Here is a 25,432-nt window from a genome sequence, read left to right on the forward strand (position 1 = left end):
GTTCAGTGTTCGTTAGTGTGTTGTGCGCGGCGCAGGTCAGCGAGCACCTTGCGGGCCGACAGCGGCAGTTCGCGCAACAGGTGCGGCACGTCGGCGGCGCCGGCGGCCGGGTCGCGCTGCTTGAGCGCCTCCAGGCTGCGGATCAGGGTGCTGCTCAGCAGCGGCGAGCGGCTGATCAGCGGGATCAGCACGCGGCGCAGCGCCTGGCGCGCGCTCAGCCAGCGCACGCCGCGGTGCACGGCGGCGTGCGCCGCGCGCCCGGCCCGCCTGGGCAGGCTGTTGTCGCCGCGCCGCGTCAGCGCGCGCAGCGGCGCGGTGAGGCGCCACGAGCGGCTGGCGTACACCGCCAGCAGGCGCTGCTCCAGCTGCGCGCCCCATTCGGCGGTCTGGTGCAGATTGTTTTCCAGCTGGCGCGCCGCCGTTTCGGACTGGCGCAACTCGGCTTGCAATTGCAGCACCTGGTCCTGGCGTTGCTGCAGCTGCTGGCGCGCCTGCAGTACCTGCTGCGTCAGCTGGTCGGCGCGCTCGGCGCCGCGCTGTACCGCCTGTTCCAGTTGCTGCGCGCGCTGGCCGGCGCGCGCCACGTCCTGCGCCAGCGCGGCGGCATGGCCGGCCTCGCGCGCGACCGCCTGCTCCAGCTCGGCGCCGCGCCGCACCGCGCGCGTGACGTCCTGCTCCAGCGCGCTGCTGCGGGCGTCGGCGTTGCGCGCCAGCTGCCAGGTGCTCTCGACCTGCTGGTCGAGGTCCTTGCCGCGGCGCCAGGCCTTGTCCAGGTGGTGGGTGATGAAATCGTCGAACACGTTCGGCTGCAGCTGCAGCCGCGCGGCCAGCCCGGCGTGCTCGTCGGCGACGTAGTAGCGGTTCAGGCCGTCGAACCAGGCGTACTGGTAGCCGTGGCCGGTGACCAGCGCTTCCCAGTCGCCGTGGTTGCTGTCGCGGCTGTTGGGCATGATGGCTTCGACCACCACGATCCACGGCCGGCACAGCGTGAAGTCCATGCCGCGCAACACGTCGCCCTCGAAGCCTTCGACGTCGATCTTGAGGAAGTGCACCTCGCCGCGCACATGCTGGCGGCAGATCTCGGCCAAGGTCAGCAGCGGCACCGTGTGCTCGACCACCTGGTGGCCGTGGGCGCGGTGGGCGGCGGCGACGCCGCTGTCGGTCGAGGCCCAGCCGTTGACGTCGGGCACGTCGAACAGGGTGATGCTGCCGCTGTCGGCGCCGGCCGCCACGTTCAGGTTGATGTCGCGCGGGCGCTGCGCGCGGAAGGCCGGGCCGTAGGACGGCATCGGCTCGACATTGATGCCGGACCAGCCCTGGTCGTAGAAGGCCTTGGTGACCGAGTGCAGCTCCGGATCGTTGGCGCCGACGTCGATGTAGAAGCCGGCCGGCACGTCCTGCAGCGCGCGCCACAGCAGCACGTCTTCATAGTTCTGGGCGTAGGAGATAAAGCTCATGTGCGGGTGATCTCGATGGCGGGGTCCAGCCAGGCCGAACCCTCAAAATGGGGGCGCTGCATGTTCACCACGGTAAACACCAGCGCCAGGTCGCGCCACTCGTAGTTGTTGACCAGGTGGGTGGCGGTGCTGACGATGGCGGTCGCCACCGAGTAGCTGCCGGCGCCCAGGTTGGCGGCGAAGCGGAAGCTGTAGGTGACGCGCTGGCCGGCCTGCATGTCTTCCAGCGGCAGTTCCTTCAGGTGGGTGTTGGTGCCGTACATGGCCTGGCCCAGCCGGTCCTTGATCATGTAGCCGAGCACCATGCGCGGGATGGCCTCGTGCACCGCGACGGTGATGCGCAGCGTCACTTCCTGGCCGACGTCGACCACTTCGACCGCCTCGCCGGCGTCGTTCAGCAGCACGATCTCGGCCACGGTGGCCTCGCCGGTGCCGGAGGTCACCTGCAGCTTGCCGTCGTCGCGCTGGTTCAGGCGCAGCGTGCTGTTCTCGCGTTCGGCGATCATGGCATTGTAGTAGTCCATGATCTCTTCCGGCTTGCCTTCGCGCGCCAGGCGCCCGCCGTCGAGCAGGATGGCGCGGTCGCACACCGACTGGATCGCCTGCTTGTCGTGCGACACCAGCAGCAGGGTGGTGCCGGCGCGGCGGTACTGGCGGATGCGTTCGAAGCTCTTGTGCTGGAAGTAGGTGTCGCCCACCGACAGCGCCTCGTCGACGATCAGGATGTCCGGGCGGCGCGCGGTGGCGACGGCGAACGCCACCCGCATCTGCATGCCGCTCGAGTACACGCGCACCGGCTGGTCGAGGTAGTCGCCGATTTCGGCGAAGGCTTCGATGTCGGGCATCAGCGCGCTGATCTCGTCGACCGTCAGGCCGATCAGCTGGCCGGCCATGTAGACGTTCTGGCGGCCGGTGAAGTCGGGATGGAAGCCCATGCCCAGCTCCAGCAGCGCGGCCACGCTGCCCTGCATGTGGACGGCGCCGGTGGTGGGCTGGGTGGTGCCGGTGATCAGCTTGAGCAGGGTGCTCTTGCCGGCGCCGTTGATGCCGATCAGGCCGACCGCCTCGCCCGGCGCCACCTGGAAGCTGACGTCCTGCAGGATCCACTTGAGCTGGTGGCGCGGGCCGTTGAACGGCAGCATCCATTCGCCCAGCCGCGACCAGCGGTTGGGATAGAGTTTGTAGGCCTTGCCCAGATTGCTAACAGTAATCGCGCCCATCAGAGTTCGTCCACCATTTCGCCCGCGCGTTTGCGGAACAGTTGCAAGCCCAGCAGGCAGGACGCCAGCGCCACGCCGGCCGCCGGCAGCAGCGTCAGCCATTGCGGCGGCTGGCCGCTGACCAGGATGGTCTGGTAAGCCTCGATCACGGCCGCCATCGGATTCCACACCAGCAGGCCGCGCACCTCGGGCGGCAGGATGCTGGCCGGGTAGACGATGGGCGTGAACCAGAACCAGAACTGGATGAAGATCTGGAAGAACTGGCCGACGTCGCGGAAGAAAACGTTGAGCACGCCCAGCACCATGCCGACCCCGATCGCCAGCGCGACCTGGATCAGCAGCACCGGCAGCAGCGCCAGGAACACGAAGCCGGGGAACTGGCCGGAGGCGATCAGGAACACGGTGAACAGGCCGAAGATGATGCCGAAGTTGACCAGGCCGTTGAGCACCACGATCAGCGGCAGGCAGATGCGCGGGAAGCTGATTTTCTTGAGCAGGTTGGCTTGTTCGAGGAACATGTTTTGCGCGCGCGAGGTGATCTCGGCGAACATGCCCCAGGCCAGCACGCCGGCGCACAGGTAGATACTGTAGCCGTATTCGCTGGCGTTGCCGGGCAGGCGGTTCTTCATCACCTGGGAAAAGATCAGCGTGTAGACCAGGATCATGGCCAGCGGACTGAGCACGGTCCAGGCGGCGCCCAGCATGGTGTTGCGGTATTTGGACTGGAATTCGCGCTTGACGCTGCCGAGCACGAAGCCGCGGTAGTGCCATAGCCCGCGTAGCATGGCGAGCGACATCATGCGGCCCGTGCGAGGCGCGGTGAACGGGAAAGAAGGCGGTGGACTGGCATCATGTACAGGCGGGCGGGCACGAAAATTACGAGACGGGGATTATACCGCACGTCTTGTTATGCAAGTAACATGTTACAGCTTGTCACACTGTATTTGCGCCTGTTGGGATGGCGCCGCCTCAGCTGCCCTGGACCAGCTTTTGCAGCGCGTCCGGGTCCTTGATCAGCAGGCGGTGCGACTCCTTCTGCACGATGCCCTGCTGGACCAGGGTCAGCAGCGCGCGCGTGACGGTCTCGCGGCTGGTGTTGATCATGTTGGCGATGTCCTGGTGGGTCGGCAGGTTTTCCACCACGGTGCCGTCCGGGTTTTTCTTCTGCATCAGCACCAGGAAGGAGTAGATGCGCTTGGCCGTGTTGTTGATGCTGAGCAGGGCGCGGAATTCCGAGTCGCGCTGGATCTTCTGCGCCAGGTGTTGCAGCATTTGCTTGGCCACCGACGGCGAGTGCGAGAACAGGTGCATCGCCGTGGGCGCCGGCAGGAAGGCCACCAGCGCCTCGCTGGTGGCGACCACCGAGGCCGAGCGGGTGGAATTGTTGATCAGGGCGATCTCGCCGAAGAAGTCGCCCGGCACCAGCAGGCGCAGGCCGATCGCGCGGCCGTCCTCGGTGACGTCGATCACCTGCAGCTGGCCGGCCAGCAGGAACAGCAGGCCGTCGCCGCTGCCGCCCTTGTGCAGCACCACGTCGCGCTTCTGGTAGTGGCGGAAGCGGAAATCGGCCTTGACCCGGATGATTTCCTCGTCCGACAGCTCGGACAGCAGCGGAATCTTGCGCAGGTGCACCTGGACATTGCGCTCTTCGCTGGGCGCGTTGGTGCCTTGCGCCGGCGGTGGCGCGGCGTTGTCGGCCACGCCCGTGGTGGGCGGGGTGGCGGCGGGGAGGGGGATGCTGGTCGACTTCATGCGTGCTTGGGAGTGGAAAGGCCTCGATAGTGTAGCAGATGGCGCCTGCCGCTCAGCTTACAAGGCCGCTTATGGCCCCTGCCATTGCCAGCTCAGCTGCAATTGGCGGTTGTCGTACTGAAACACCGAGATATTCTCGCGGTTCAGGACCTGGCGCAATTCCAGCTGCACGCTCTGGTTCTTGGTGAGCGGGTAGCTGAAGGTGGCGCGCAGGGTGTGGGTGTTCTGGTTGCGCACCTGGTCGATGATGCCGGGCGAATACACCTCGCTGCCGCGCCAGCGCTGCCAGTTGTAGCCCAGGTCGGCGGTCAGCGCGTTGTCGTAGCGGTGCCGCCATTGGGCGCTGGCGGCCACGCCGTGGCGGTCGCCGCCGGGGCGGTCGCCCACCGCGCGGTCCTGCAGCGTGCCGACGCTGGCGCTGAGCACGCTGTCGCCGTTGCGCCGGGTGAACTGCGCGCGCAGTTCGCCGTTGTTGGCGTCGAAGTTGTCCAGGGTCAGGTATTGCAGCCGGCTCACGCTGGTGACCAGGTTGAACTGCACGCCGAAGGGTAGCGGCAGCGGCGGGCCGATCCGGGCCTGCAGCTGGACCTGGCGCTGGTAGAGCTGGCCGCCCAGCGTGATCAGGCCGACCAGGGTGCTGCCGCGCACGGTCCAGTTGCCGAAGCGCCATGGCGTCTCGGTGCCGGCGAACAGCGAGGAGCTGTCGTACTGGCTCAGGTGGTCGTTGCGGCGCCCCTGGAACTGCACGAAGCCGATGGTGCCGTTGGGCGTCAGGTCGCGCACGTACTCGCCCGACAGCATGCTGTACTGGTCGTGCTTGGGGCGGAATTCCGGCGCCAGGTCGTAGCCGGTGTCGACCTCCTGGGCGCTCAGGCCGGTGCCGCGCCGGTTCGAGCCCTGGTTGACGTTCTGGTCGATGCCGCGCCCCACGGTCAGGCTGTACTGGCTCAGCGGGGTCCAGCTCTGGCAGCCGCCGGCGCGGGCCTCGGCGATCAGCGCGCGCAGGCCGGGCGGCGGCGCGAAGCGCTGCTCGATGATGGCGAACAGCCGCTCGGCCTGGTCCAGGTGGCCCAGGCCGCACTGGATCAGCGCCAGGTCCAGCCAGGCGCCGGCGTGCAGCGGTTCCTTGTCGATCACCCGCTGCAGCGCCTCGCTGGCGTCGTTCTTGCGGCCCTCGGCGATCGATTGCAGCGCCTCCTGGTACAGGTCGTTGGCGTGCGACGGGTCGCTCTGCTCTTGCGCGGCCGCGGCCGGCGCCAGGCCGAGCCACAGGCCCAGGCTCAGGCAGAGGCCGGCGCCTGAGCGGCGCATGGCGGCCGGCCTCACGCGGCGGACTCCTGGCGGGCGGCCGGAGAGGTGGGGGTGTGGTCCATACGCGGTTCCAGGGTGTAGAGGGTGGTGCGCTGTTCCTTGCCGCGCAGCTGGCGTTCGCCCAGCAGCAGGAAACGGTGGCGTTTGGCGCGGCGCACGGTGCCGGCGCCGATGATGATGTCGTGCGGCAGGTCGCGCGCGGCCTGCTCCAGCCGCGAGGCGGTGTTGACGCTGTCGCCGACGGCGGTGTAGATGCTGCGGAAGGTGGTGCCGAAATCGCCGGCGAAGGCCAGGCCGCTCTCGATGCCGATGCGCACCCGCAGCGGCGCGCGGCCGTCGCGCTGGCGCTGGGTGCTGAGCGCGGCCACCCGCTCGACGATGGCGGCGGCCGCCTCCAGCGCCAGGTCGGCGTGGTCGGGGTCGGGCAGCGGCGCGCCCCAGAACGCCACCAGGCCGTCGCCGGTGTACTTGTCCAGCGTGCCGCCCTGGTCGATCACCGGGCCGGTCAGGCAGGCCAGGAAGGCGCGCGTCAGCTCGGCCGCCTCGGCCACCGGCAGCGCCTCGACGTGGGTGGTGTAGCCCTCCATGTCGGCGATCAGGGTGGTGACGTCGAGCTGGCGTGGCGCCAGCGGGTCGGCGATGTCGCTGCGCAGCAGTTGTTCGACCACGGCCGGCGCCACGTACTGGCGCAGCGTGTCGAGCAGGTGGCGCGAATCGCGCTGGCTCAGCTGCCACTGGTAGGGCACGGCCACCGCCAGCAGGAACAGCGTGCTGGCCAGCGGCCCGGTGGTGGAGAAATCGGGGTCGTGCGGGCTGATCGCGTAGGCCGCCAGCAGCCAGGCGGCCGACAGCGCGGCCAGCAGGGCGGCGCTGAGCACGGCTGACAGGCGCGGCAGCGCGTAGCCGGCCAGCAGCACGCACAGCAGCGCGGCGGCGCTGCCGAGCAGCCGGCCCGGCCAGCGCGCCGGCGCGAGCCCCTGTTGCTCGTCGAGCAAGGTCGACAGCATGGCCGCCTGCACGCTCAGGCCGGGGCGGTTGGCGGCGATCGGCGTGGTGACGCGGTCGCCCAGGCCCAGGGAGGACGAGCCCACCAGCACCAGGCGGCCGCTGGCGCCGGCCGGGGCGATGCGCTGGGCCAGGATGTCGGCCGCCGACGCCACCGTGTAGGCGTCCCAGTCGCGCCGGTAGGACACGCGCTGCAGCGGGTCGCGCGCCAGCGTGGCGCCGAGGCCGGCGCCGCCGCAGCAATTGACCAGCGCCACGCTCAGCGCCGGATACAGCTTGCCGTCAAAGCTGGTGCGCAGCGGCAGGCGGCGCAGGGTGCCGTCGCGGTCCGGGATGAAGCCGATGTTGCCGACATGGGGCAGGTCGGCCCACACCGCCTGGTTGGCGATGTAGCCGGTGGCCGGCGTGCCGTCGGCGCGGCCGGGCAGCGCCGGGCGGGCGCCCGCCAGCACGCCCTCGCGCAGCCATTCGGGCCGGTCGCGGCTGTAATCGAAGGCCTGGGCCAGCACCAGCGGGCCGTGGCGCGCCAGCAGGCCCAGGCGCAGGTCGCCCTCGGCGTCGGCCGGGTTGGGCAGCACGATGTCGAGCGCGACGCCGCGCGCGTGGTATTGAGTCAGCAGGGTTTCGACCAGGTCGGCCAGGCGCGCGCGCGGCCACGGCCAGGCGCCCAGCTCGCGCATGCTGGCCTCGTCGATGTCGACCACCAGCACCCGCGGCTCGGGCGCCACGCTGTGGCGCCATTCGATGAAATGGTCGCGCAGCCACTCGTCGGCGAACAGCGACCCGTCGACCGGCGCCAGCCATTGCGCCCACAGGGCCAGGCCTATCGCCACCGCCGCGATCACTGCCCGGACCAGGCCGGTCGGCAGGGCGGGCAGGCGCCAGGCTAGAGGAGGGGTGGTGTCGATCAAGGTGGAAAAGTGCTGGGAGGGAACAATAGGATTAATCTGACAGTATAGCCGCTCGTGGCGCCGGGTGGTGCGGCCGGGGCGGCCTTTTGCTACAAAGTGTAAGTAGAGGGGCGTGGAAAATTGAATTGCGTAAAATGTGATAGCTGTCACGGAAAACTATCCTGAGGGCAGGATAATGACCGAATTAAGGGGAATACCATGTTGCGTCAACTACTGATTATGGCCGCCGTCGCGCTGGCAGCGCCTGCGGTCCAGGCGGCCGAGGCCGGCACCATCATCTTTGTCGCTGGCGAGGTCCGGGTGGGCGACCACGCCGCGGTGCTCAACGGGTCGATCGGCGAGGGCGAGCTGCTCAGCACCGGCAAGGATGGCTCCCTCTATATTAAGACGATCGACAACGGCCTGTTCATCCTGCGCCCGGCGACCAAGGCGCGCATCGCCGCCTACCATGTGGACCGCGCCAACCCGGCCAACACCCGCATCAAGCTCGAATTGCTCAGCGGCGTGGCGCGCAGCCAGTCCGGCGAGGCCGTCAAGGCGGCGCGCCAGAACTTCCGCTTCAACACGCCGGTGGCCGCGATCGGCGTGCGCGGCACCGATTTCACCGTGTTTACCGACCAGGATACCTCGCGCGTGGCCGTCATTTCGGGCGGCATCACGATCAGCGGCTTCACCGGCGCCTGCCGTCCGGACGGCATCGGCCCGTGCGAAGGCAGCAGCAGCCGCGAGCTGTCGGCCACCCAGCGCGGCCAGTTGCTGCAATTTCACCGCGGCCAGGTCGCGCCCCAGCTGTTGCAGGACGCCACCTTGGCGCCGGACGTGAGCGCGCCGCCGCGTCCGGAAGAACCGGCCGGTAAGCAGGGCGGCGGCGGGGGCGGGGTGGCTGGCATGCCGGGGCTGGAAGCGCAAAAGACTGTTGCAATTCAGCAATTAACGCAAAATACGGCGGGCGGGAAAAATCCGCCGGACGCCACGGGCATCGTCACCGTGCCGCCGATCAGCGAGGTCAGCCCGCCGGTCACGCCGACGCCGCCTGTAGTGGTGACGCCGCCCGTAGTGACGCCGCCGGTGGTGACACCGCCGGTGGTGACGCCGCCGGTGGTGGTGCCGCCCGTGCTTCCCGAGCGCCAGATCGTCTGGGGCCGCTGGCAGCCGGTACTGGACCTGCCGGTCAAGGTGGACTTTGTGGCTGAGCTGAACAAGGGCTCCGAGCTGGTCTCCACGAATGACGATTTTGCCCTGATGCGTACCCAGGGCAAGGACTATCTGATTCCCGAGCGCGGCTCGGTGGGCTTTGAATTGACGCAGAGCGAGGCATATATCCATAGTGACAACACGGCGATCCCGGTGGTGGTGGCGAAAGTTGAAAATGGTGTGTTGAAATTTAATTTTGACAATCGAACCTTTGCCACCAGTTTTGATGTTGTCAATAAGACTGAGCGGATAGCTTTGCAGTCCAAGGGTGATGTCGCCAGCGATGGGCGCTTCTCGGGCGAGAGCCGTTTCAACGCGCCCACCAATATGGCGCTCAATGGTGTGCTCAGCTCGGAAAACGGCGGCACCGCAGCCTATTTGTTTGACGCCCGCCTCAGCGGCAACCGTGCGGTCTATGGTGCTACCCTGTGGCGCCAACAGGCGGTGGTCACCAAGCCGTAACGCGGCCCGGCGCCCGCAGTCCCAGACAGCCCCCGATCCGGCGCCGAGCCGGGCCGGGGGTTGTTTTATATTGGTGATGCAATTCTGCAACAGTTTCTCCGCCATTCGCGCTGCGGTCTTTTTATTGGCTTGAATAAATGGCGGTTTTTCTTTGCCGGAGCATGGCTGGTTTGGCAGTCCCGACAAGCTTGCATATTTAAACCCGCTCCCAGGTCAAAATACCGCCTGCGCCCTATGACGGGCAGCGCTGGAGTGGACAGTTCGACATGTCTTGCTTTAGCCGCGATCTTCTCTGATAATGATCCGCCGTATTAATGTTGGTGAATAAACTATCAAGATTCAGAGGATATTGTTCAATTTTGTGACCCGCGTCACATCAAGCGGTCAATACCTTCTGACATTATTCGGTACGTTAGGTTGCAGTGGCGAATTTCCGTGCACTGCAAAATTTAACTTCAATCATATTTTCCATTAGGAGCACTACATGGCTACTCATACTCTCGATCTGCAAAAGCTGTACGTTGCGTACTTCAACCGTCCTGCAGATCCAGGTGGCCTGGCTTTCTACGAAGCCACTCTGACCGCCGGCACCGCTACCCTGGCCAGTATTGCTGCTGACTTCGGTAAGTCGGTCGAGTACACCAACACCTACGCCGGCATGAACAGCCTGGCGATCATCGACAAGATCTACCTGAACCTGTTCGGTCGTCACGCTGACAACGGCGGCGCGCTGCTGTACTCGGGTCAGCTGGACGGCCACGTCTACACCCTGGCTCAGATCGTTAGCACGATCGCCAACGGCGCTATGGCTCCAGGCAACCCAGACGGCATCGCTTACGCAAGCAAAGCCGCTGCAGCCGTTGCTTTCACTGACAAACTGCTCGCTACCCCAGGCGGCGTTGTTGCTTACTCGACCTCGGCAGCTGCTGACGTAGGTAAAGCCTTCATCACCAGCGTTACCGACGCTGCATCGCTGGCCGCCGCTATCGCTCCAACCGCGCTGGCTTCGACCGTCACCAACGTTCAGACCGCTAACAACCCAAATCTGGCCGCTTCGGTTGTTGCACAAACCGCATCCGACGCTGCTGCTACCGTCGCCGCGACCAAGGTTGGCATCGCTGTTGCCGCTTCGCAAGCTGTTACCGATTCGATCACTGCCAAAGCTGCAGCACACACCAAAGCTGACCTGACCGATGCAACCGCGCTGACCGCTACCGCTACCGATGCTGCTGCTGCTTCCGTTACCGCCGCTGCCACCAAGACCGCCGCTGCCGCAGCCGTAGTAACCGCTCAAGCTGCAGTTGATGCTGCTACCACCGGTGCGGAATTGATTGCTGCTCAACAGCAACTGGCAATTGCAAATGCCGACCTGACCATCGCTACGAACGCAGCGACCAAGGCCGCTGTCGCCGCTGCAACCGCCGACACCGCTGCTAAAGCTGCTGTCGCCGACGACGCTGCTGCTGTCACCGCTGACGCTGCTGTTGGCACCGCCATCACCAAAGCCGGCACCGCTTCGACCGACGCTACCACCGCTGCTGCTGACGCAACCGCCAAGGCTGCCGCTTTCGCTGCTGCCGCTGCTAAGACCACCGACACCGCAACCGATGACGCAGCTGCTACCACCGCTGTGAACACCGCTAAAACCGTCGCTGCTGCTGCCGCTGACGCTGCTGGTACCGTTGTTGTTCTGAACACCTCGGCAACCTACGCCACCAAAGCTGCTACCGCTGCTACCGATGCTGGTTCGGCTACCGCCGCCCACGCCGCTGCTGCCGCTGGCATCGCTGGTGTTACCTCGGCTGCTACCGCAACCGCCGCAATCGCTCTGGCCGCTACCGAAGTTACCGCAGCCGCCACCGCTAAAGCTTCGGCTGACGCTGCCCTGGTTGACGCAACGACCTACAACAACGCTGCTAAAGCTACCGTAGTCACCACCGACGACGCAGCTGCTCAAACCGCATTCGACGCTGCTACCGCCGCTGTTGCTACCGCTGCCGCCGCTGTGACCGCTGCTGCTGCTGATGCTGCTGCTGCTGCTCTGCTGCCAGCCAAGTACGTCGCTCAGAACGCCGTTCTGACCGTCAGCCCTAACACGGTTGTTGGCGCTGCTGGCAACGACACCTTCGATGCAACCACGACCAACAATTCCTGGAGCGCATTCGACAACATCGACGGCGGCGACGGCGTTGACACCCTGAACGTGCTGACCAGCAACATCGTTGATCCAGCGGCTAACACCCTGAAAAACGTTGAAATCCTGAACATCAGCGCAACTGGTGCAGGTTACACCACCACCACCACCGGCTACACCGGCCTGACCAACGTGAACGTGGTCGCCGCTGGCGCAGGCGCAGTTTCGGTAACTTCGGCAACCACCACCGCAGTGACCGCATCCGCTATCTCCGGCACCATGACCGTGTCCGGCGGTTCGGCAGTTACCACCACCAACGATGCTGGTGCAGTGACTATCTCGGGCTCGACTGGCGCAATCAACGTCACCACCAGCACCCTGGGCGCTAACGCAGTGTCGATCAACGGCGGCACTTCGGTGAACGTTGTTGCAACCGGCGCAACCGGCGCAGCTGCCAACACCATCACCATCGGCACCGGCACCAACGGCGCTCCTACCGGTGCAGTCACCGTGTCGGAAACCGTGTCCCTGACCGGTAACAATGCTCCTGGCGCAGCCAACACCGGCGGCACGATCACCGTCAAAGGTGGCTCGACCGTTTCGATCACCGAAACCGCGACCAACAACGTTGCAGTGATCACCACCACCGGTAACAACACCACCGCGATCCAGTCCGCTGTGAACGTCACCGGCACCGCAGTCACCACCGCTGTGACCGTGAACCAGAGCGCTGCTGTTACTCAAGTCAACACCATCGCTGCTGTGACCGAATCGTCGGTCGTAACGTTCAACGCTGCTGCGATGACCGCTGCCGACACCATCACCGTTGCTGGCCTGACCTTCACCGCTGGTGGCGCCGCTACCACCGCTCAAGTCGCAGCAATCTTCGCTGGCCTGTCGGCTGGTGCCAGCGCGACCACCGCGTCGGTCATCGCCGCTGTGGCTGCTGCAACTGGCGGTGGTACCGTCACCGGCACCTTCACCGGCTTCAGCTCGGGCGCGGTATCTGGCGGTAACGCGATCACCGTCACCAGCACCACCGCTGCTACCAACGTAACCGACGTCGCTGTCGGCGCGACCGGCGCGACCGCAGTCGCTCCAGGCAAAGTCACCACCGACGGCGTAACCGCCGTCACCGGTGTTGCTGGTCTGACCGACGGCGCTGTGACCATCACCGACGTGAACGCTGCTTCGGCAACGGCCGCTGGCGTGATCACCACCGTGAGCCTGAACAACTTCGGCGCATCCACCGCTAACTCGGGCGCACTGAACAACGTCACCCTGGCCGGCACGGGCACCAGCTTCACCCAGACCAACGGCGCGCTGACCACCGCCACCGTTACCGCTGAAACCCTGACCCTGAAAGGCGTGACCACCACTGGTGCCGTCGCTCTGGGCGCGGTTCCAACCTCCCTGGCCATCTCGTCGACCACCGCTGCTAACAGCCTGAACAGCCTGACCGCTGCTGGCGTTACCGCTGTGACCATCACTGGCGACAAAGCTCTTACCCTGACTTCGCACACCTTCGATGCAGCTGCTACCATCACCAGCACCAGCACCGGCGCTGTAACGATTTCGGACGCTCTGCTGGCTGGCCAGAAGTACACCGGCGGCGCAGGCGCTGACACCATCACCACCTCGACTGCCAGCACCAAGGCAATCACCACCGGCGCCGGCGACGACGTCGTGACCTACGGTGGTCCAGTTGGCACCGGCGGTTCGATCGACGGCGGCGTCAGCGGTACCGACACCATCGTCATGACCCGCGCTCAAGGCGTAACCGCAACTGGTTCCGCTCTGTTCGCTGCCAGCGTCACCAACTTCGAAGTGCTGAGCCTGAGCGACGCTGCTGGCGCCGCTGCAATCGACATGTCGAAAGTTGGCGCGATCAACAACCTGAAAATTGCTGGTTCGACCGCTGCTCTGACCGTAACCCAAGCTGCTGCGAACTTCACGTTCACCGAAGCTGGCGCTACGACCGTTGCTGGTTCGATCGCTCTGGCGTCGGATTCGGGCACCAACGACAACGTCAACCTGGTATTCGCTGCTGCTGATGGTTTCACCAACACCGCTGCTTACACCATCTCGAACGTTGAATCGCTGAAGATCACCACGATCGACACCGATACCACCGCTAACACCGCTGCCTACGTTGCTCCAATCACCGCTTCGGGCGTGACCACCGTGACCGCTAGCGGCGCAGTTGGCCTGGACCTGACCGGCCTGACCGCAACCACCCTGACCACTCTGGACGCTAGCGGCCTGACTGGCACCGGCGTTGCTGGCGGCCTGGCATGGACCTCGGGCGTGACCACCTCGGCAGTGAACATCCACGGTTCCGCAGCTGGTACCAACGTGATCGTTCTGTCGGCAGCTACCGTTGCTGACACCTACACCGGCGGTACGGGTGCTGACACGGTTACCATCGCCAATGCACTGAACAACGTGCTGAACCTGGGCAATGGTACCAACTTGGTAAACGGCGTTGCCACCGGTAACAACACCATCACCGGCGGTTCGGGTTCCGACACCTTCGTCACCGGCACCACCGGTAACAACATCGTTTCGTTCGGCGACGGCACCAATATCTTCACCGCAACCAGCGGTAACAACACCTACACCGGCGGCGCTGGCGTGGATACCGTTATCGTCGGTAACGGCAACAACACCATCTCCGTAGGCGGTGGTGCTGACTCCGTGACCGTTGGTTCGGGCACGAACACCGTAACCCTGGGCGCTGGCGCTGATACGCTGATTCTGGGCGCAGCTAACCAGTCGAGCGCGATCTTCACCACCGTTACCGATATCGCTGCTGGCGACATCATCAACAACGGCGCGTTGACCGCCTTCGCAGGCGTGGTTGGTAGCAAGATGGGCGCGGCTCTGACGAGCGGCGTGAACGACTACCAGACCTTCCTGAACAACGCAGCTGCTCAAGGTGCTGGCCACGTATCGTGGTTCCAGTTCGGCGGCGCAACCTACATCGTTGAAGATGTGGATGCAGGCGGCGCGTTCCTGGCTGGTACCGACATCGTTGTTAAGTTGACCGGCCTGGTTGACCTGAGCAACAGCACCCTGGCCAACGCTGGCCACGCGATCACCATCGTGTAATGCAAAAGGAGACTCGCCGCTGTTCTGGGCGAGTTCTCCCGGCCCTCAGCTGACCGAGGGCCATGCATGCAAAAAACCCGTCACCTGCAAAGGTGGCGGGTTTTTTTATTGCCGTTTGACTCCCGCGAGCACGCTATCTACTGGGCGATATCTATCCTTTGCGGTATTCGTTATACTGTCTTTTTTGTATCTTTCAACGTAGGGACTTACTGGGGAATTGGCTCATGGATTGGACGGCGGGATATGCTTCGGATGTGGAATACACGGCGGGTTTTTATCAGGAACAGAGCCCGCACATGCTCAATTTTGTCAACGTCCTCAACGGTTTTGCGCCGGTCGACCTTGACGGTCCCTACAACTATTTCGAGCTGGGTTTTGGCCGCGGCCTAACCGTCAACCTGCTGGCGGCGGCCAATCCGTCCGGCCGGTTTTACGCCGCCGATTTCAATCCCGGCCATGTCGCCGGCGCGCGCGCCCTGTCCAAATCGGCAGAGCTGGACAATTTGACCCTGCTGGAAAACAGTTTTGCCGAATTGGCGCAAAACGCCGTGGCGGACCTGCCACAATTTGACTTCATTACGCTGCACGGCATCTACACCTGGGTGACTGCCGAAAACCGCCGCCACATCGTCGACTTCATCGCCCGCTATCTCAAGCCGGGCGGGATCGTCTACATCAGCTATAACGCCTTGCCTGGCTGGACCGGCAGCCTGCCGATGCAGCGGCTGATGGTGGAGTACGGCGATGCCTTCCCCAACCGCAGCGACATTCAGGTAGGCGACGCCGCCACCTTCATGCAACAGATGGCAGAGGCCGGCGCCCGCTACTTCCAGTTCAATCCGACCAGCCAGGCCCGTTTTGACAGCCTGAAGACCCACAACCGCAATTATCTGGTGCACGAATACATGCACAAGCATTGGCAGCCGATGTACCACGCCGATGTGGCGCGCGACCTGGCTGCGGCAAAGCTGGACTTCGCCGGCTCCGCCGAACTGCCTTTCATCTACACCCAGCTTTATCTGAGTGCTGAGCAAAAGGCGCTGATCAATCGCCTGCCGGACCCGGCGATGCGCGAGACGTTGCGCGACTATTTCCTGAATACGAGCTTCCGAAAGGATGTGTTTGTTCGGGGCGCCCGTCCGCTGGGTAGCCTGCGCCGCCATGAATGGCTACGTAAGACAGGCGTGGCCCTGATGGTTCCACGTGACAAGGCCAGCGCCGAGATGAAGTTGGCCATAGGGGTCGTCAACAGCGCGCCGGAGGTGTTCGATCCGATTTGCGACGCGCTGGCGCTACGGCCGCACACATTGGGTGAGCTGGCCGCGCTGCCGCAACTACAGGGCAGGGCGTTCGAGGATCTGGTGCAGACAGTGGTGATGCTGAGCGCGTCGTCGCAGGCAGTGCTCTATCCCGCTCCCGACGCTGTCGCCACGCCTGACGCTGGGCACCGGATGAACCGCGCGATCGCGGCGCAGACTACCTATGGCGATGAGTATCACGCGCTGTGTTCGCCTTTACTGGGAAATGGCGTAGCAACCGCTTACGTGCCGCGCCTGACGTATTCCCTGCTGCAGCATCACAAGGGCGAGGTGGATGTGGCGATGCTGGCGCGCGAGGGTTGGCGCATCATGGCCGCGCAAGGGCGCACGTTGACCAAGCAAGGCGTGTCCATCGAGTCGGCGGAAGAAAACGAGCAAGAGTTGCGGCTCGCGATCGAGGCTATCGTTCGTGATACACTGCCACGCTGGCGTCAATTGAAGATGCTCTGAAGCTAATTAAGGGCCGGGAAAACAGCTCCCCGGCCTCAAAAATCTGGCATTAATTGCAAGTTTTTGGCTTTTTTCGCGAATAATGTGATGCTCATCACATTTCATGCCGTTTTTCGGCGATAATGTCTCGTCTTTAAATAATTGTGCTGCGTCAATTCGCGCACCATTGGCCGCAAGGGCGACATTTCCACTAGATACTCGCCGACTTACTTGCGTCGTCCCGCTGCACTTTGCAAGCCAGATCCTATGAAATCACTATTGAATCCGAAAAACGAAATCGAGCAGGTATTGCTCAGTTTTAAAAGCACCTTCTACACGGTCGGCGCCTTTAGCGCGATCACCAATCTTCTCATGCTGGCGCCGTCGCTGTACATGTTGCAGGTGTACGACCGCGTACTGCAAAGCCGCAATGAAATCACGCTGTTGATGTTGACACTGATGATGCTGGGAGCCTATCTGTTGATGGGTGCGTTGGAATTGATCCGCAGTTTTGTGCTGGTACGCGTCGGCGCCCGTTTCGACATGCAGTTGAACCGTCGCGTGTACACGGCGGCCTTCGAACAAAATCTGAAGCAGGCCGGTGGCAATGCGGGCCAGTCGCTGCAAGACTTGACCGGACTGCGCCAGTTCTTGACCGGTAACGCGCTCTACGCCTTCTTTGACGCGCCATGGTTCCCGATCTATCTGTTGGTGATCTTCATGTTCGAGCCTTCGCTGGGCGTGTTCGCGCTGGTGGGTACGGTGATCTTGGTCATTCTGGCCTTCGTCAACGAAAAGGTGTCGAAGAAGCCTTTGAGCGAAGCGAATGCGATGGCGATCGCGGCTGGTCAACTGGCCACGAACAATCTGCGCAACGCCGAGGTGATCGAATCGATGGGCATGCTGCCCAATCTGATGGCCCGTTGGTTCAAGCTGCATGGCAAATTCCTGCACTTGCAGGCGGAGGCCAGCGAAAAGGCCGGACTGGTTGGCGCGGTGACCAAATTTGTCCAGGTTTCGTTGCAATCTCTGGTGTTGGGCTTTGGTGCGCTGCTGGTCTTGGATGGCAAGATCACCTCCGGCATGATGATTGCCGCCTCGATCTTGCTGGGCCGCGCGCTCGGCCCGGTGCAGCAGGTGATCGCCGTTTGGAAAACCTGGAGCACCACCCGCAGCGCCTACGAGCGTCTGAGCAAGCTGCTCGAAGCCAACCCGGCCCGCGCCGCTGGTATGGCGCTGCCAAAACCGCAGGGTCACCTGGCGGTGGAGGCGCTCATTGCTGCGCCACCTGGCGCCAAGGCGGCCTTGTTGAAAGGGTTGAATTTCGCGATCGAACCGGGTGATGTGTTGGGCATCATTGGCCCTAGCGGCTCGGGCAAGTCTACTTTGGCACGCCTGTTGGTGGGCGTCTGGCCTGCACAAAGCGGCAAAGTGCGCCTTGACGGCGCCGATATTTTCAATTGGAACAAAGCTGAACTTGGCCCGAACATTGGCTATCTTCCGCAGGATATCGAATTGTTCGGCGGTACCATCGTCGACAATATTGCCCGCTTCGGCGATGCGGATCCGGAAAAGGTCGTCCTGGCCGCCAAGCGCGCCGGCGTGCATGACATGATATTGCACATGCCAGACGGCTACGACACCAAGCTCGGCGACGGTGGCGCGGGACTGTCCGGCGGTCAGCGCCAGCGTCTCGGTCTTGCGCGGGCGATGTACGGTGACCCTTCGCTGATCGTGCTCGATGAGCCGAATTCGAATCTGGACGACGTGGGCGAGCAGGCGCTGCTCAATGCCGTGGCCGATCTGCGCCAGCATGGCAAGACCATTGTGCTGATCACCCACCGCACCAGCGCGATTGGCATCACCAACAAGCTGTTGTTGCTGCGCGATGGCGTGGTTGACGTGTTTGGCCCGACCGATCAGGTGCTGGCGGCCTTGCAGCAGGCGAACCAGAAGAACGCTCTGGCGCAGCAACAAGCGCAAGCCCAGGCACAGCAAGCACAGCAGCAAGCACAACAAGCCCAGCAGCAGGCACAACAAGCACAGCAGGAAGCACAGCAAGCGGCTACTGTCCGCACCGGTGCGGCCACTACGGAGCAGGAGTGAACATGAAACTTATTGAGAGCAAGGCATTGGCGAGCGATGTCATTACGCACGATGTGGAGCCGCTGACGGTCCACACGGACGCCAGCGCTTACAGCCGCCTGGGTTGGATTATTGTGGTGGTCGGCGTGCTGGGTTTCCTGGTGTGGGCCTGTTTCGCCCCCCTCGACAAGGGCGTGCCAATGTCGGGTAATGTCGCCAAGGAAGGCAATCGCAAGTCGATTCAGTACCAGTCCGGTGGCACGGTGGAAGACATTCTGGTCAAGGAAGGCGATTTTGTGAAGAAGGGGCAAGTCCTCGTCAAAATGAATGGCGTCCAGGTGGTCGCCCAAGCCGAGATGACCAAGGTCCAGCGCATCGCCGCGCTGGCGACCGAGGCGCGCCTGATCGCCGAACGCGACGGCAAGAAATCCGTGGCGATTCCGGCCGAGCTGGAAGCCATCAAGGCTGATCCACGGGTCCAGGAAAATATCAACTCGCAGTCCCAATTATTCAACGCACGTCAATCTGGTTTGCAGAATGAATTGGCGGCTGCGGATGAGAGCGTCGCGGGGATGAAGTACCAATTGACGGGTCTGCAATCGACCCGTGACAGCAAGAAGGAACAGCTGGCGATTTTGAAAGAGCAGCTCGATGGCCTGCGTGACCTGGAACGCAACGGCTACGTGGCACGTACCAAGCTGCTGGACTATGAGCGCACCTATTCGCAAATCAATGGTTCGATCGCGGAAGACATCGGCAATATCGGGCGTGTGCAGCGTCAGATCGCCGAGCTCACCTTGAAGCGAGCCCAGCGCGTGCAAGAGTACCAGCGCGACGTGCGCACACAACTTGCAGAGGTCCAGAGAGACGCGAACAGTCTGACGAGCCGTCAAGTGGCGGATAACTACCAAGTCAGCAATGTTGAGGTGCGTTCGCCGGTCGATGGCGTGGTGATCGGCATGGCCGTCTTCACCCGTGGTGGTGTGGTACAACCTGGCTTCCGCATGATGGATGTGGTGCCGGTCGAAGATGCGTTGATCGTCGAAGGGCGCTTGCCCGTCAATTTGGTCGACAAGGTCCATACCGGCTTGCCGGTGGAGTTGATGTTCTCCGCGTTTAATAGCAACACCACGCCGCACATTGCCGGTGTGGTCAGTCAGGTTTCGCCTGACCGCCTGATCGATGAGCATAACGGGACGCCGTATTACAGTGTGCAGGCGCGCGTCACGCCGGAAGGCATGAAAGTGATGCAGCATAAAAAACTGGTGGTGCGCCCCGGTATGCCAGTGGAGCTGTTCGTCAAGACTGGCGAACGCACCATGATGAGCTATCTGCTCAAGCCGGTATTTGACCGCGCCAAGACTTCGATGTCGGAGGAATGATGACGATGCGCGTACCACGTCTGAAACCGGCGGCGCTGCTCGCGGCGCTGCTGGGCGCTGGCGCCATGCTGCATGGCGCCAGCGCCTCCGCGCTGGGCTTGATGGAAGCTTATAACGCCGCCTTGAAAAACGATACGGTCTTCCGTGCGGCCTACTATACGAATGAAGGCGGCAAGGAAAACAAAACGCTGGGTTTGTCGGGCTTGCTGCCGAATATTTCGGCCAGTTTTTCCGACAGTAAGAACCGCACCGATATTTTGCAAACCGGTAGTGCACCACGATACCCGATTTACTACAGCCGCTCCGCCAACATACAGGTGCGCCAAACCTTGTTCAACCTGGACGCGTGGGCGCGCTACAAGGAAGGTTTGCTGCAAACCGACTACAGCGGCGCCGTCTACCTGAGCGAGCAGCAGCAGGTGATGCTGCGCGTCGTCGGTGCCTATATCGAGGCGCTGTTCAAGCAAGATCAACTGGCGCTGGCGCGGATCGAGCGCGATACCTATATCGAACGGATGAAGGTCAACGACCTGATGTTCACCAAAGGCGAGGGCACGCGCACCGATATGCTGGAAACCCGCGCCCGTCTCGACGTCGCCGAGGCGGCCTTGCTGGAGGCTCAGGACAATCTGGCCGCCACCCGCGCCAACCTGGCAGCTATCATTGGTGGCGATGTCGGTGAGTTGGAAAAGATGACACCCGACTTCCGCGGCAGCCCGGACGACACCCTCAGCTTTGACGCCTGGAAGCGGGTCGCGCTGGAGCGTAATCCCGATCTGAAAGCCAAACAGCTTGCCGTCGACATCAACCAGCAAGAGGTCAACAAGGCGCGCGCCGGGCATGCTCCGCGACTCGATCTGGTGGGTAACTATGGCAAGAGTACCTCGGACTCGACTAACACCATCGACCAGACTATCACTTCGCGTAGCGTCGGTATCCAGCTGAACATTCCGCTGTATTCGGGCGGCTCGGTCAATGCGAGCACCAGGCAGGCTGTGGCCAATCGCGAAAAAGCCAAGGCTGAGCTGCAAACGGAAACGGACAAGGCGATCGTGGAATTGCGCAAGGATTACGATTCCGTCATCAGTAGCGTGGTCAAGATTGACGCACTGATGAAGGCGGTCGATTCGGGGCGCTTGCTGGTCAAGGCGACTGAGCAGAGCATCAAAGGTGGCGTGCGCATCAATCTGGATTTGCTGGACGCACAACGGCAATTGAGTGCCACGGAACGCGACCTGGCCCAGGCGCGCTACACCTATGTGCTGGCGCAGTTGAAACTGCGTGCGGCGGCCGGTACGCTGTCCGCCGACGACGTGCGCACGATGGCCGTGTATTTCCGCTGAGTGGATCGGACTTAGGATGACAGGAGGCGTGATGGAACAGGAACTCGAAGTAACCGTCAACGGCACGAGCTACAGGGTGGCCGATTTAAACGACGAGGCCCGCAGCCAGGTAGGCAATCTGCAGTTTGTCGAAGGGGAGATCGCCCGTTTGAACGCCAAGCTGGCGGTCTACATGACGGCCAAGATCGCCTACGAGAATGCGCTGCGTGAAGCGCTGCCCCGTTCGCTGCAATAAACATAGTCGGCCATAAAAAAGACCTCGATTCATTTTGAACCGAGGTCTTTTTTTCGTTCAAGCCAGCGCGGGTGTCGCTTTGCCCTGGCGTATCCCGTGCCGCCAGCGCAAGGCCGGCCGCTCGACCAGCAGGTAGGACAGCAAGGCCAGCAGCGTGGATGCCGCCAGCAGCAGCGGCACACTGGTCTGCTCGATAGTCTGCCCCGTGACCTTCTGGATCACCCAGATCAGCAGGAAGTGGTTCAGAAACATGCCATAGCTCAGGTTGCCCAAGAACTCGTCGATGCGCGAGAAGGGGCGGCTGCGGATCGCCATGACGACCGGAATGCCGATCAGCAGTCCCGCCAGCACCTCCTTATTGAAATTCATTCCATACAGGCGCGGGCTGAAGAACAGGCCCACATACAGCAACGCCAGCAAGGTGTAGACGACGCCTCGGTAACGCCGTGCGCCGGCCGTATCGCGGTTGAGCGAGGCGCCGAACAGGAACATGAACAGCGTGCCCGGCAGCAGGCGATAGCCGAAATGGTCGGAGTTGATCAGGCCGGAATACGCGCAGCAGTACACCACCAACGATGCGGCCGACAGCAGGTAGACGCCGCGCCGCGGCCACTGGATCAGTATCCACGGGATCGCCAGGTAAAACGTCAGCTCCAGCCCGAGCGACCAGGTTTGCGGCAGCACCAGCGCACCGTCGGCCCAGTACATATAAAAGCCCTGCGGCAGGATCAGGAAGTTGAGCAGCCACTTGACGCCGTTGAGCTGGCTCAGGTAGGGCGGCGACTCCAGATGCAGGAAGTGGATGCACAGCGCGGCCAGCAGCATGTAGAACAGGAATTGCGGGAACAGCCTGGCGGCGCGGTCCAGATAGAAGGTGGGCACGGCGGCCGGGCGGTCGTAGTATTTGTCGATCAACATGGTCATCACGTAGCCGCTCAACAGGAAGAACGAGACAACGGCCAACACGCCAGGGTTGTAGCCCCAGAACGTGACGCCCACGTGCGAAATGGCGACCAGCATCGCCAGGATCAACCGATAAATTCCCATATTGCCCTCTACGTGAAAACAGACCTGCGCGGTCTGTTTTTTGGTTGCCGCACGTAGGCGGCGATGGCGGACTAAGTTAATTATGCGGAATTATTGAACCTGAAGCAATGGGCAATAGGCAACAGGAATCCGGGGAAATATCAGTTCGCCTGCGCGGCCTTGTCCTTGCCGTAGCAATGCGGGCACGACACTTCGTACACGTATTCCGGCGCCAGTTGCTGGCGCGGCGTGACCACCGAACGGCAGACGAAGCACTGCACCGTCTCGGTCGGTTCCAGCTTGGGATTGAGCGCGGTACGGTAGTCGAACACGAAGCAGTCGCCGGTGTAGTGGGCGCCGCCGACTTCCTCGAAGTACTTGAGGATGCCGCCTTCGAGCTGGTAGACGTTGTCGTAGCCGATGTTCTGCATGTGGATCGCCGCCTTTTCGCAGCGGATGCCGCCGGTGCAGAAGGTGACCACGGTCTTGCCGGCGAAGTCGTCCTTGTGGGCGGCGATCACTTCCGGGAACTCGGTGAATTTCTTGATGCGGTAGTCGACCGTGTGGTTGAAGGTGCCGACGTCGACTTCGAAATCGTTGCGGGTGTCGACCATGACCACCGGCCGGCCGTGGTCGTCGACGCCGCTGTCGAGCCAGCGCTTGAGCGTGTGCGCTTCGACGAAGGGCGCGCGGCCTTCTTCCGGCTTGATCAGCGGCATGCGCATGGTGATGATTTCTTTTTTGATCTTGACCAGCATGCGCTTGTGCGACTGCTCGACCGAATAGCTTTCCTTCACTTCCAGGTCGGCGAAGCGGGCGTCGCTGCGGACCCAGGCCAGGTACTCGTCGATGTGGCTGCGCGGGCCGGACAGGAACATATTGATGCCTTCCGGCGTCAGCAGGATGGTGCCCTTGAGGCCCAGCCGCTGGCAGATGTCCTGGTACAGCGGGCGCATCGCTTCGGTGTCGTCGAAGGTGACGAACTTGTAGGCGGCGATGTTGACGTGAGCGGCAGCGGCAGCGATGGCGGCGGCATGCGCTTCAGCTTGTAAAGCAGTATTAGCGTGCATGGTGGACATGATCAAAAAATGTGAAGAGCCGACATTATACGCGAGCTTGCTGTGAATGACTCTTTTGTGCTTAAAAAATGTGCAGATGTTGAGGCCTGATTCGTCAATGTGGGTTTTTCCGGGCGGGGTATCTTGTCAGTCGTGCGGGCCGAAAAATAGGCCGCTTCAATGCCGTCAATATTTATTGGGGGTACAATAAATATGCAGATCGAATTTGATCCTGAAAAGCGCGCTGCGACCTTGGTCGGCCGGGGACTGGATTTTGCTGACGCGCCTCAGATATTTGGTGGTGATACGTTCACTTGGCTCGATGAGCGTGTTGAATATGGTGAGGATCGTTTCGTCACGATGGGGCTATTGCGTAGTCGGACTGTCGTGTTGGTTTGGACTTGGCGTCAGCATGCGCGGCGCATTATTTCGATGAGGTATGCGAATGAAAAAGAAGTTGCCCTATTCAAAAGATACCTTGGTTGACGAGGATGACGCTCCAGCGTTGAGCGAAGCCTGGTTTGCGGAGGCGAGCCTGTACCGTGGGGGGGTATTGGTTAAGCGTGGACGCCCCCCGCAAGCCGTTACAAAGGTCGCAGTTAAGCTTCGCCTGGATCGTGATATCGTCGCTGCTTTCAAGATAGACGGGCCTGGATGGCAGACGCGTATCAACCAAGCCTTGAGGGACTGGCTGGTATTGCACCCTGGTGAGCAGGGGGACGCGATCAATAGCTTGGGACGCGCGGCCCTGGAAAACCCGGATTTGCCGGCCAGCCTCGTCGCGGATTCGCTGGCGTCATTGGCGGAACCTCGTGAACAGGCGCAGCCCTTTACTCCTCGCAGCAGTCGGCGCAAGTGATGAGCTTATTAAGTGGTGTTCCTGATTTTTTATGCCGCGGGATCGATCATGACTATCGCCCAAATCCACCCGGAAAATTCAGGGTTCGCGTGGTGTTCTGCGAAGGAACGTGCCTGCGGAACATCGCCTCCTTCCGCAATCACGGTTTCCAGCCAGAGTTCTGCAGCTTCGCCGGCATTGTCGATCGCCTCATCTAACGTGTCGCCCGCAGAAAAGCAACCGGGAAGATCAGGTATGACAACGCTGAAAGCATGGGTTGCGTCACCGGGTTCAATTGCAATTGGAAATCTCATGATGATGCCCTACTTCAGATTCGCTTATCAAACTCATAGCGTAGCAGTATTTAAAAAGTAGTCATGCAAAGTATTCGGATTGATGGATTTGCGTGGTGTCAGCACGGGCTGGCTTTTTCGCCGCATCATCTTCATTTGAACCTCACAGGCGTGGGTGATGTCAAATGGATATTAATGAAGACCGATCGATTCAATTCCGGATCAAGCAGCTTCAGCACACCTTTCGACACGCGGCTAGTTTTGGCGTTGTTGGAAACGCGAATCTCAAGACGCTCTTCGCATTTCAGCGGGCGTTGAGGAGGCACGTTGAATCGCCTAGTACGCTGTTGCGAAAAGGGTATTATCGGAACCGTCCGGTTACGCATTTTGTTGATATCGATTCCGGGCTGAATGTGATCCGGTCGCTCAGCGGAGACTATCTTTCCGCTTGGAGATTAAGTTCACTGCAACTAGAGTATGTAATTAGAACTGGCAGGTTGGGAGGAGGGACATCGTGAATAATGCATTTGAAATGTATTGCGAGTTGCTGGAGCGCTTTCTGGCCCATAAGCTTTCCATCCAGGAGTTCAGTGTCGCTTTCATGGAGCGCTTCCAGGCTGAGACAGAACAACTGGATGAGCCGCTTTTTTTGCTGCTTGACGAACTTTTTGGCGATGTCGATTCCACCACGGATGATCCGGAACTATTGGCCAAAAATCCGGATTTCTACTTGGACAAAAAGGGACTGGAGACCAAAGCGGGAGATATCCTGCGCCGGATGCGGGCTTGGCGTGCGCATCGCGTGACAGCCTAGCAAATCAGATTATCGAACCCGGCCGCCGCACGGTAAAATAGCCGGTTATTGAA

The 25,432-nt window shown here is 62.3% G+C and carries 20 protein-coding genes; 11 read left to right on the forward strand and 9 right to left on the reverse strand.

Annotated elements, in window-relative coordinates; genetic code table 11:
* Positions 1-2: 2 nt before the first annotated feature.
* The 6 genes from KVP70_RS05745 to KVP70_RS05770 all read right to left on the reverse strand — a co-directional run bounded on the left by KVP70_RS05745 (position 3) and on the right by KVP70_RS05770 (position 7,656).
* Positions 3-1,457 (reverse strand): FkbM family methyltransferase, encoded by a 1,455-nt coding sequence (locus KVP70_RS05745; protein WP_217941103.1) that lies wholly within the window; start codon positions 1,455-1,457, stop codon positions 3-5.
* A complete protein-coding gene (locus tag KVP70_RS05750) occupies positions 1,454-2,677 on the reverse strand; it encodes an ABC transporter ATP-binding protein (protein ID WP_217941104.1) in 1,224 nt (407 codons plus the stop codon). The genes KVP70_RS05745 and KVP70_RS05750 overlap by 4 nt, the downstream gene beginning before the upstream one ends.
* Positions 2,677-3,477 (reverse strand): ABC transporter permease, encoded by an 801-nt coding sequence (locus KVP70_RS05755; RefSeq protein ID WP_304515512.1) that lies wholly within the window; start codon positions 3,475-3,477, stop codon positions 2,677-2,679. The genes KVP70_RS05750 and KVP70_RS05755 overlap by 1 nt, the downstream gene beginning before the upstream one ends.
* 169 nt (positions 3,478-3,646) lie before the next feature.
* The gene (locus KVP70_RS05760; RefSeq protein WP_217941105.1) at positions 3,647-4,429 is read right to left on the reverse strand and encodes a Crp/Fnr family transcriptional regulator; all 783 of its coding nucleotides are present in this window, start codon (positions 4,427-4,429) and stop codon (positions 3,647-3,649) included.
* A gap of 69 nt (positions 4,430-4,498) precedes the next feature.
* Positions 4,499-5,740, reverse strand: a complete 1,242-nt coding sequence (locus KVP70_RS05765) for a tetratricopeptide repeat protein (RefSeq protein ID WP_229224608.1) — start codon at positions 5,738-5,740, stop codon at positions 4,499-4,501.
* Between the two features lie 11 nt (positions 5,741-5,751).
* A complete protein-coding gene (locus KVP70_RS05770; protein WP_229224609.1) occupies positions 5,752-7,656 on the reverse strand; it encodes a CHASE2 domain-containing protein in 1,905 nt (634 codons plus the stop codon).
* Positions 7,657-7,854: 198 nt separating this feature from the next.
* Here KVP70_RS05770 and KVP70_RS05775 point away from each other — a divergent pair, with 198 nt between their 5' ends.
* The 7 genes from KVP70_RS05775 (at position 7,855) to KVP70_RS05805 (ending at position 21,350) form a co-directional block, all read left to right on the forward strand.
* Positions 7,855-9,312, forward strand: coding sequence for a FecR family protein (locus KVP70_RS05775; RefSeq protein ID WP_229224610.1), 1,458 nt, complete (start codon positions 7,855-7,857; stop codon positions 9,310-9,312).
* A 484-nt stretch (positions 9,313-9,796) separates the two neighbouring features.
* Positions 9,797-14,557 carry a beta strand repeat-containing protein gene (locus KVP70_RS05780; protein WP_217941106.1) on the forward strand — a complete coding sequence of 1,587 codons (4,761 nt, stop codon included), beginning with the start codon at positions 9,797-9,799 and terminating at the stop codon, positions 14,555-14,557.
* 224 nt (positions 14,558-14,781) lie between these two features.
* On the forward strand, positions 14,782-16,326 hold the full coding sequence (locus KVP70_RS05785; RefSeq protein ID WP_217941107.1) for a class I SAM-dependent methyltransferase: 1,545 nt from the start codon (positions 14,782-14,784) through the stop codon (positions 16,324-16,326).
* Positions 16,327-16,572: 246 nt separating this feature from the next.
* Entirely contained in the window at positions 16,573-18,411 is a 1,839-nt protein-coding gene (locus KVP70_RS05790) for a type I secretion system permease/ATPase (RefSeq protein WP_217941108.1), read from the forward strand.
* A 2-nt stretch (positions 18,412-18,413) separates the two neighbouring features.
* The gene (locus KVP70_RS05795; protein WP_217941109.1) at positions 18,414-19,772 is read left to right on the forward strand and encodes an HlyD family type I secretion periplasmic adaptor subunit; all 1,359 of its coding nucleotides are present in this window, start codon (positions 18,414-18,416) and stop codon (positions 19,770-19,772) included.
* 5 nt (positions 19,773-19,777) lie between these two features.
* Positions 19,778-21,115, forward strand: coding sequence for a TolC family outer membrane protein (locus KVP70_RS05800; protein WP_217941110.1), 1,338 nt, complete (start codon positions 19,778-19,780; stop codon positions 21,113-21,115).
* A 31-nt stretch (positions 21,116-21,146) separates the two neighbouring features.
* On the forward strand, positions 21,147-21,350 hold the full coding sequence (locus KVP70_RS05805; protein ID WP_217941111.1) for a DUF6447 family protein: 204 nt from the start codon (positions 21,147-21,149) through the stop codon (positions 21,348-21,350).
* 57 nt (positions 21,351-21,407) lie between these two features.
* Here KVP70_RS05805 and KVP70_RS05810 read toward each other — a convergent pair whose 3' ends face one another.
* Both KVP70_RS05810 and KVP70_RS05815 read right to left on the reverse strand, forming a co-directional pair.
* Complete coding sequence (locus KVP70_RS05810) at positions 21,408-22,397, reverse strand: acyltransferase family protein (protein WP_217941112.1); 990 nt, start codon at positions 22,395-22,397, stop codon at positions 21,408-21,410.
* A gap of 140 nt (positions 22,398-22,537) precedes the next feature.
* Entirely contained in the window at positions 22,538-23,446 is a 909-nt protein-coding gene (locus tag KVP70_RS05815) for a sulfurtransferase (RefSeq protein WP_217941113.1), read from the reverse strand.
* A gap of 201 nt (positions 23,447-23,647) precedes the next feature.
* On the opposite strand from KVP70_RS05815, the gene KVP70_RS05820 reads away from it, so the two are divergent.
* Entirely contained in the window at positions 23,648-23,920 is a 273-nt protein-coding gene (locus KVP70_RS05820; protein ID WP_217941114.1) for a BrnT family toxin, read from the forward strand.
* Complete coding sequence (locus KVP70_RS34160) at positions 23,880-24,293, forward strand: BrnA antitoxin family protein (protein ID WP_229224611.1); 414 nt, start codon at positions 23,880-23,882, stop codon at positions 24,291-24,293. The genes KVP70_RS05820 and KVP70_RS34160 overlap by 41 nt, the downstream gene beginning before the upstream one ends.
* Positions 24,294-24,322: 29 nt before the next feature.
* On the opposite strand, the gene KVP70_RS05830 is transcribed toward KVP70_RS34160, so the two are convergent.
* On the reverse strand, positions 24,323-24,586 hold the full coding sequence (locus KVP70_RS05830) for a type II toxin-antitoxin system HicB family antitoxin (protein WP_217941115.1): 264 nt from the start codon (positions 24,584-24,586) through the stop codon (positions 24,323-24,325).
* 164 nt (positions 24,587-24,750) lie between these two features.
* Here KVP70_RS05830 and KVP70_RS35365 point away from each other — a divergent pair, with 164 nt between their 5' ends.
* Positions 24,751-25,083, forward strand: a complete 333-nt coding sequence (locus KVP70_RS35365; protein ID WP_217941116.1) for a colicin D domain-containing protein — start codon at positions 24,751-24,753, stop codon at positions 25,081-25,083.
* Positions 25,080-25,379, forward strand: coding sequence for a colicin immunity domain-containing protein (locus tag KVP70_RS05840; RefSeq protein WP_217941117.1), 300 nt, complete (start codon positions 25,080-25,082; stop codon positions 25,377-25,379). The genes KVP70_RS35365 and KVP70_RS05840 overlap by 4 nt, the downstream gene beginning before the upstream one ends.
* Positions 25,380-25,432 lie beyond the last annotated feature (53 nt).

The organism is Duganella violaceipulchra, assembly GCF_019166075.1.
Classification (GTDB): domain Bacteria; phylum Pseudomonadota; class Gammaproteobacteria; order Burkholderiales; family Burkholderiaceae_D; genus Rugamonas; species Rugamonas violaceipulchra.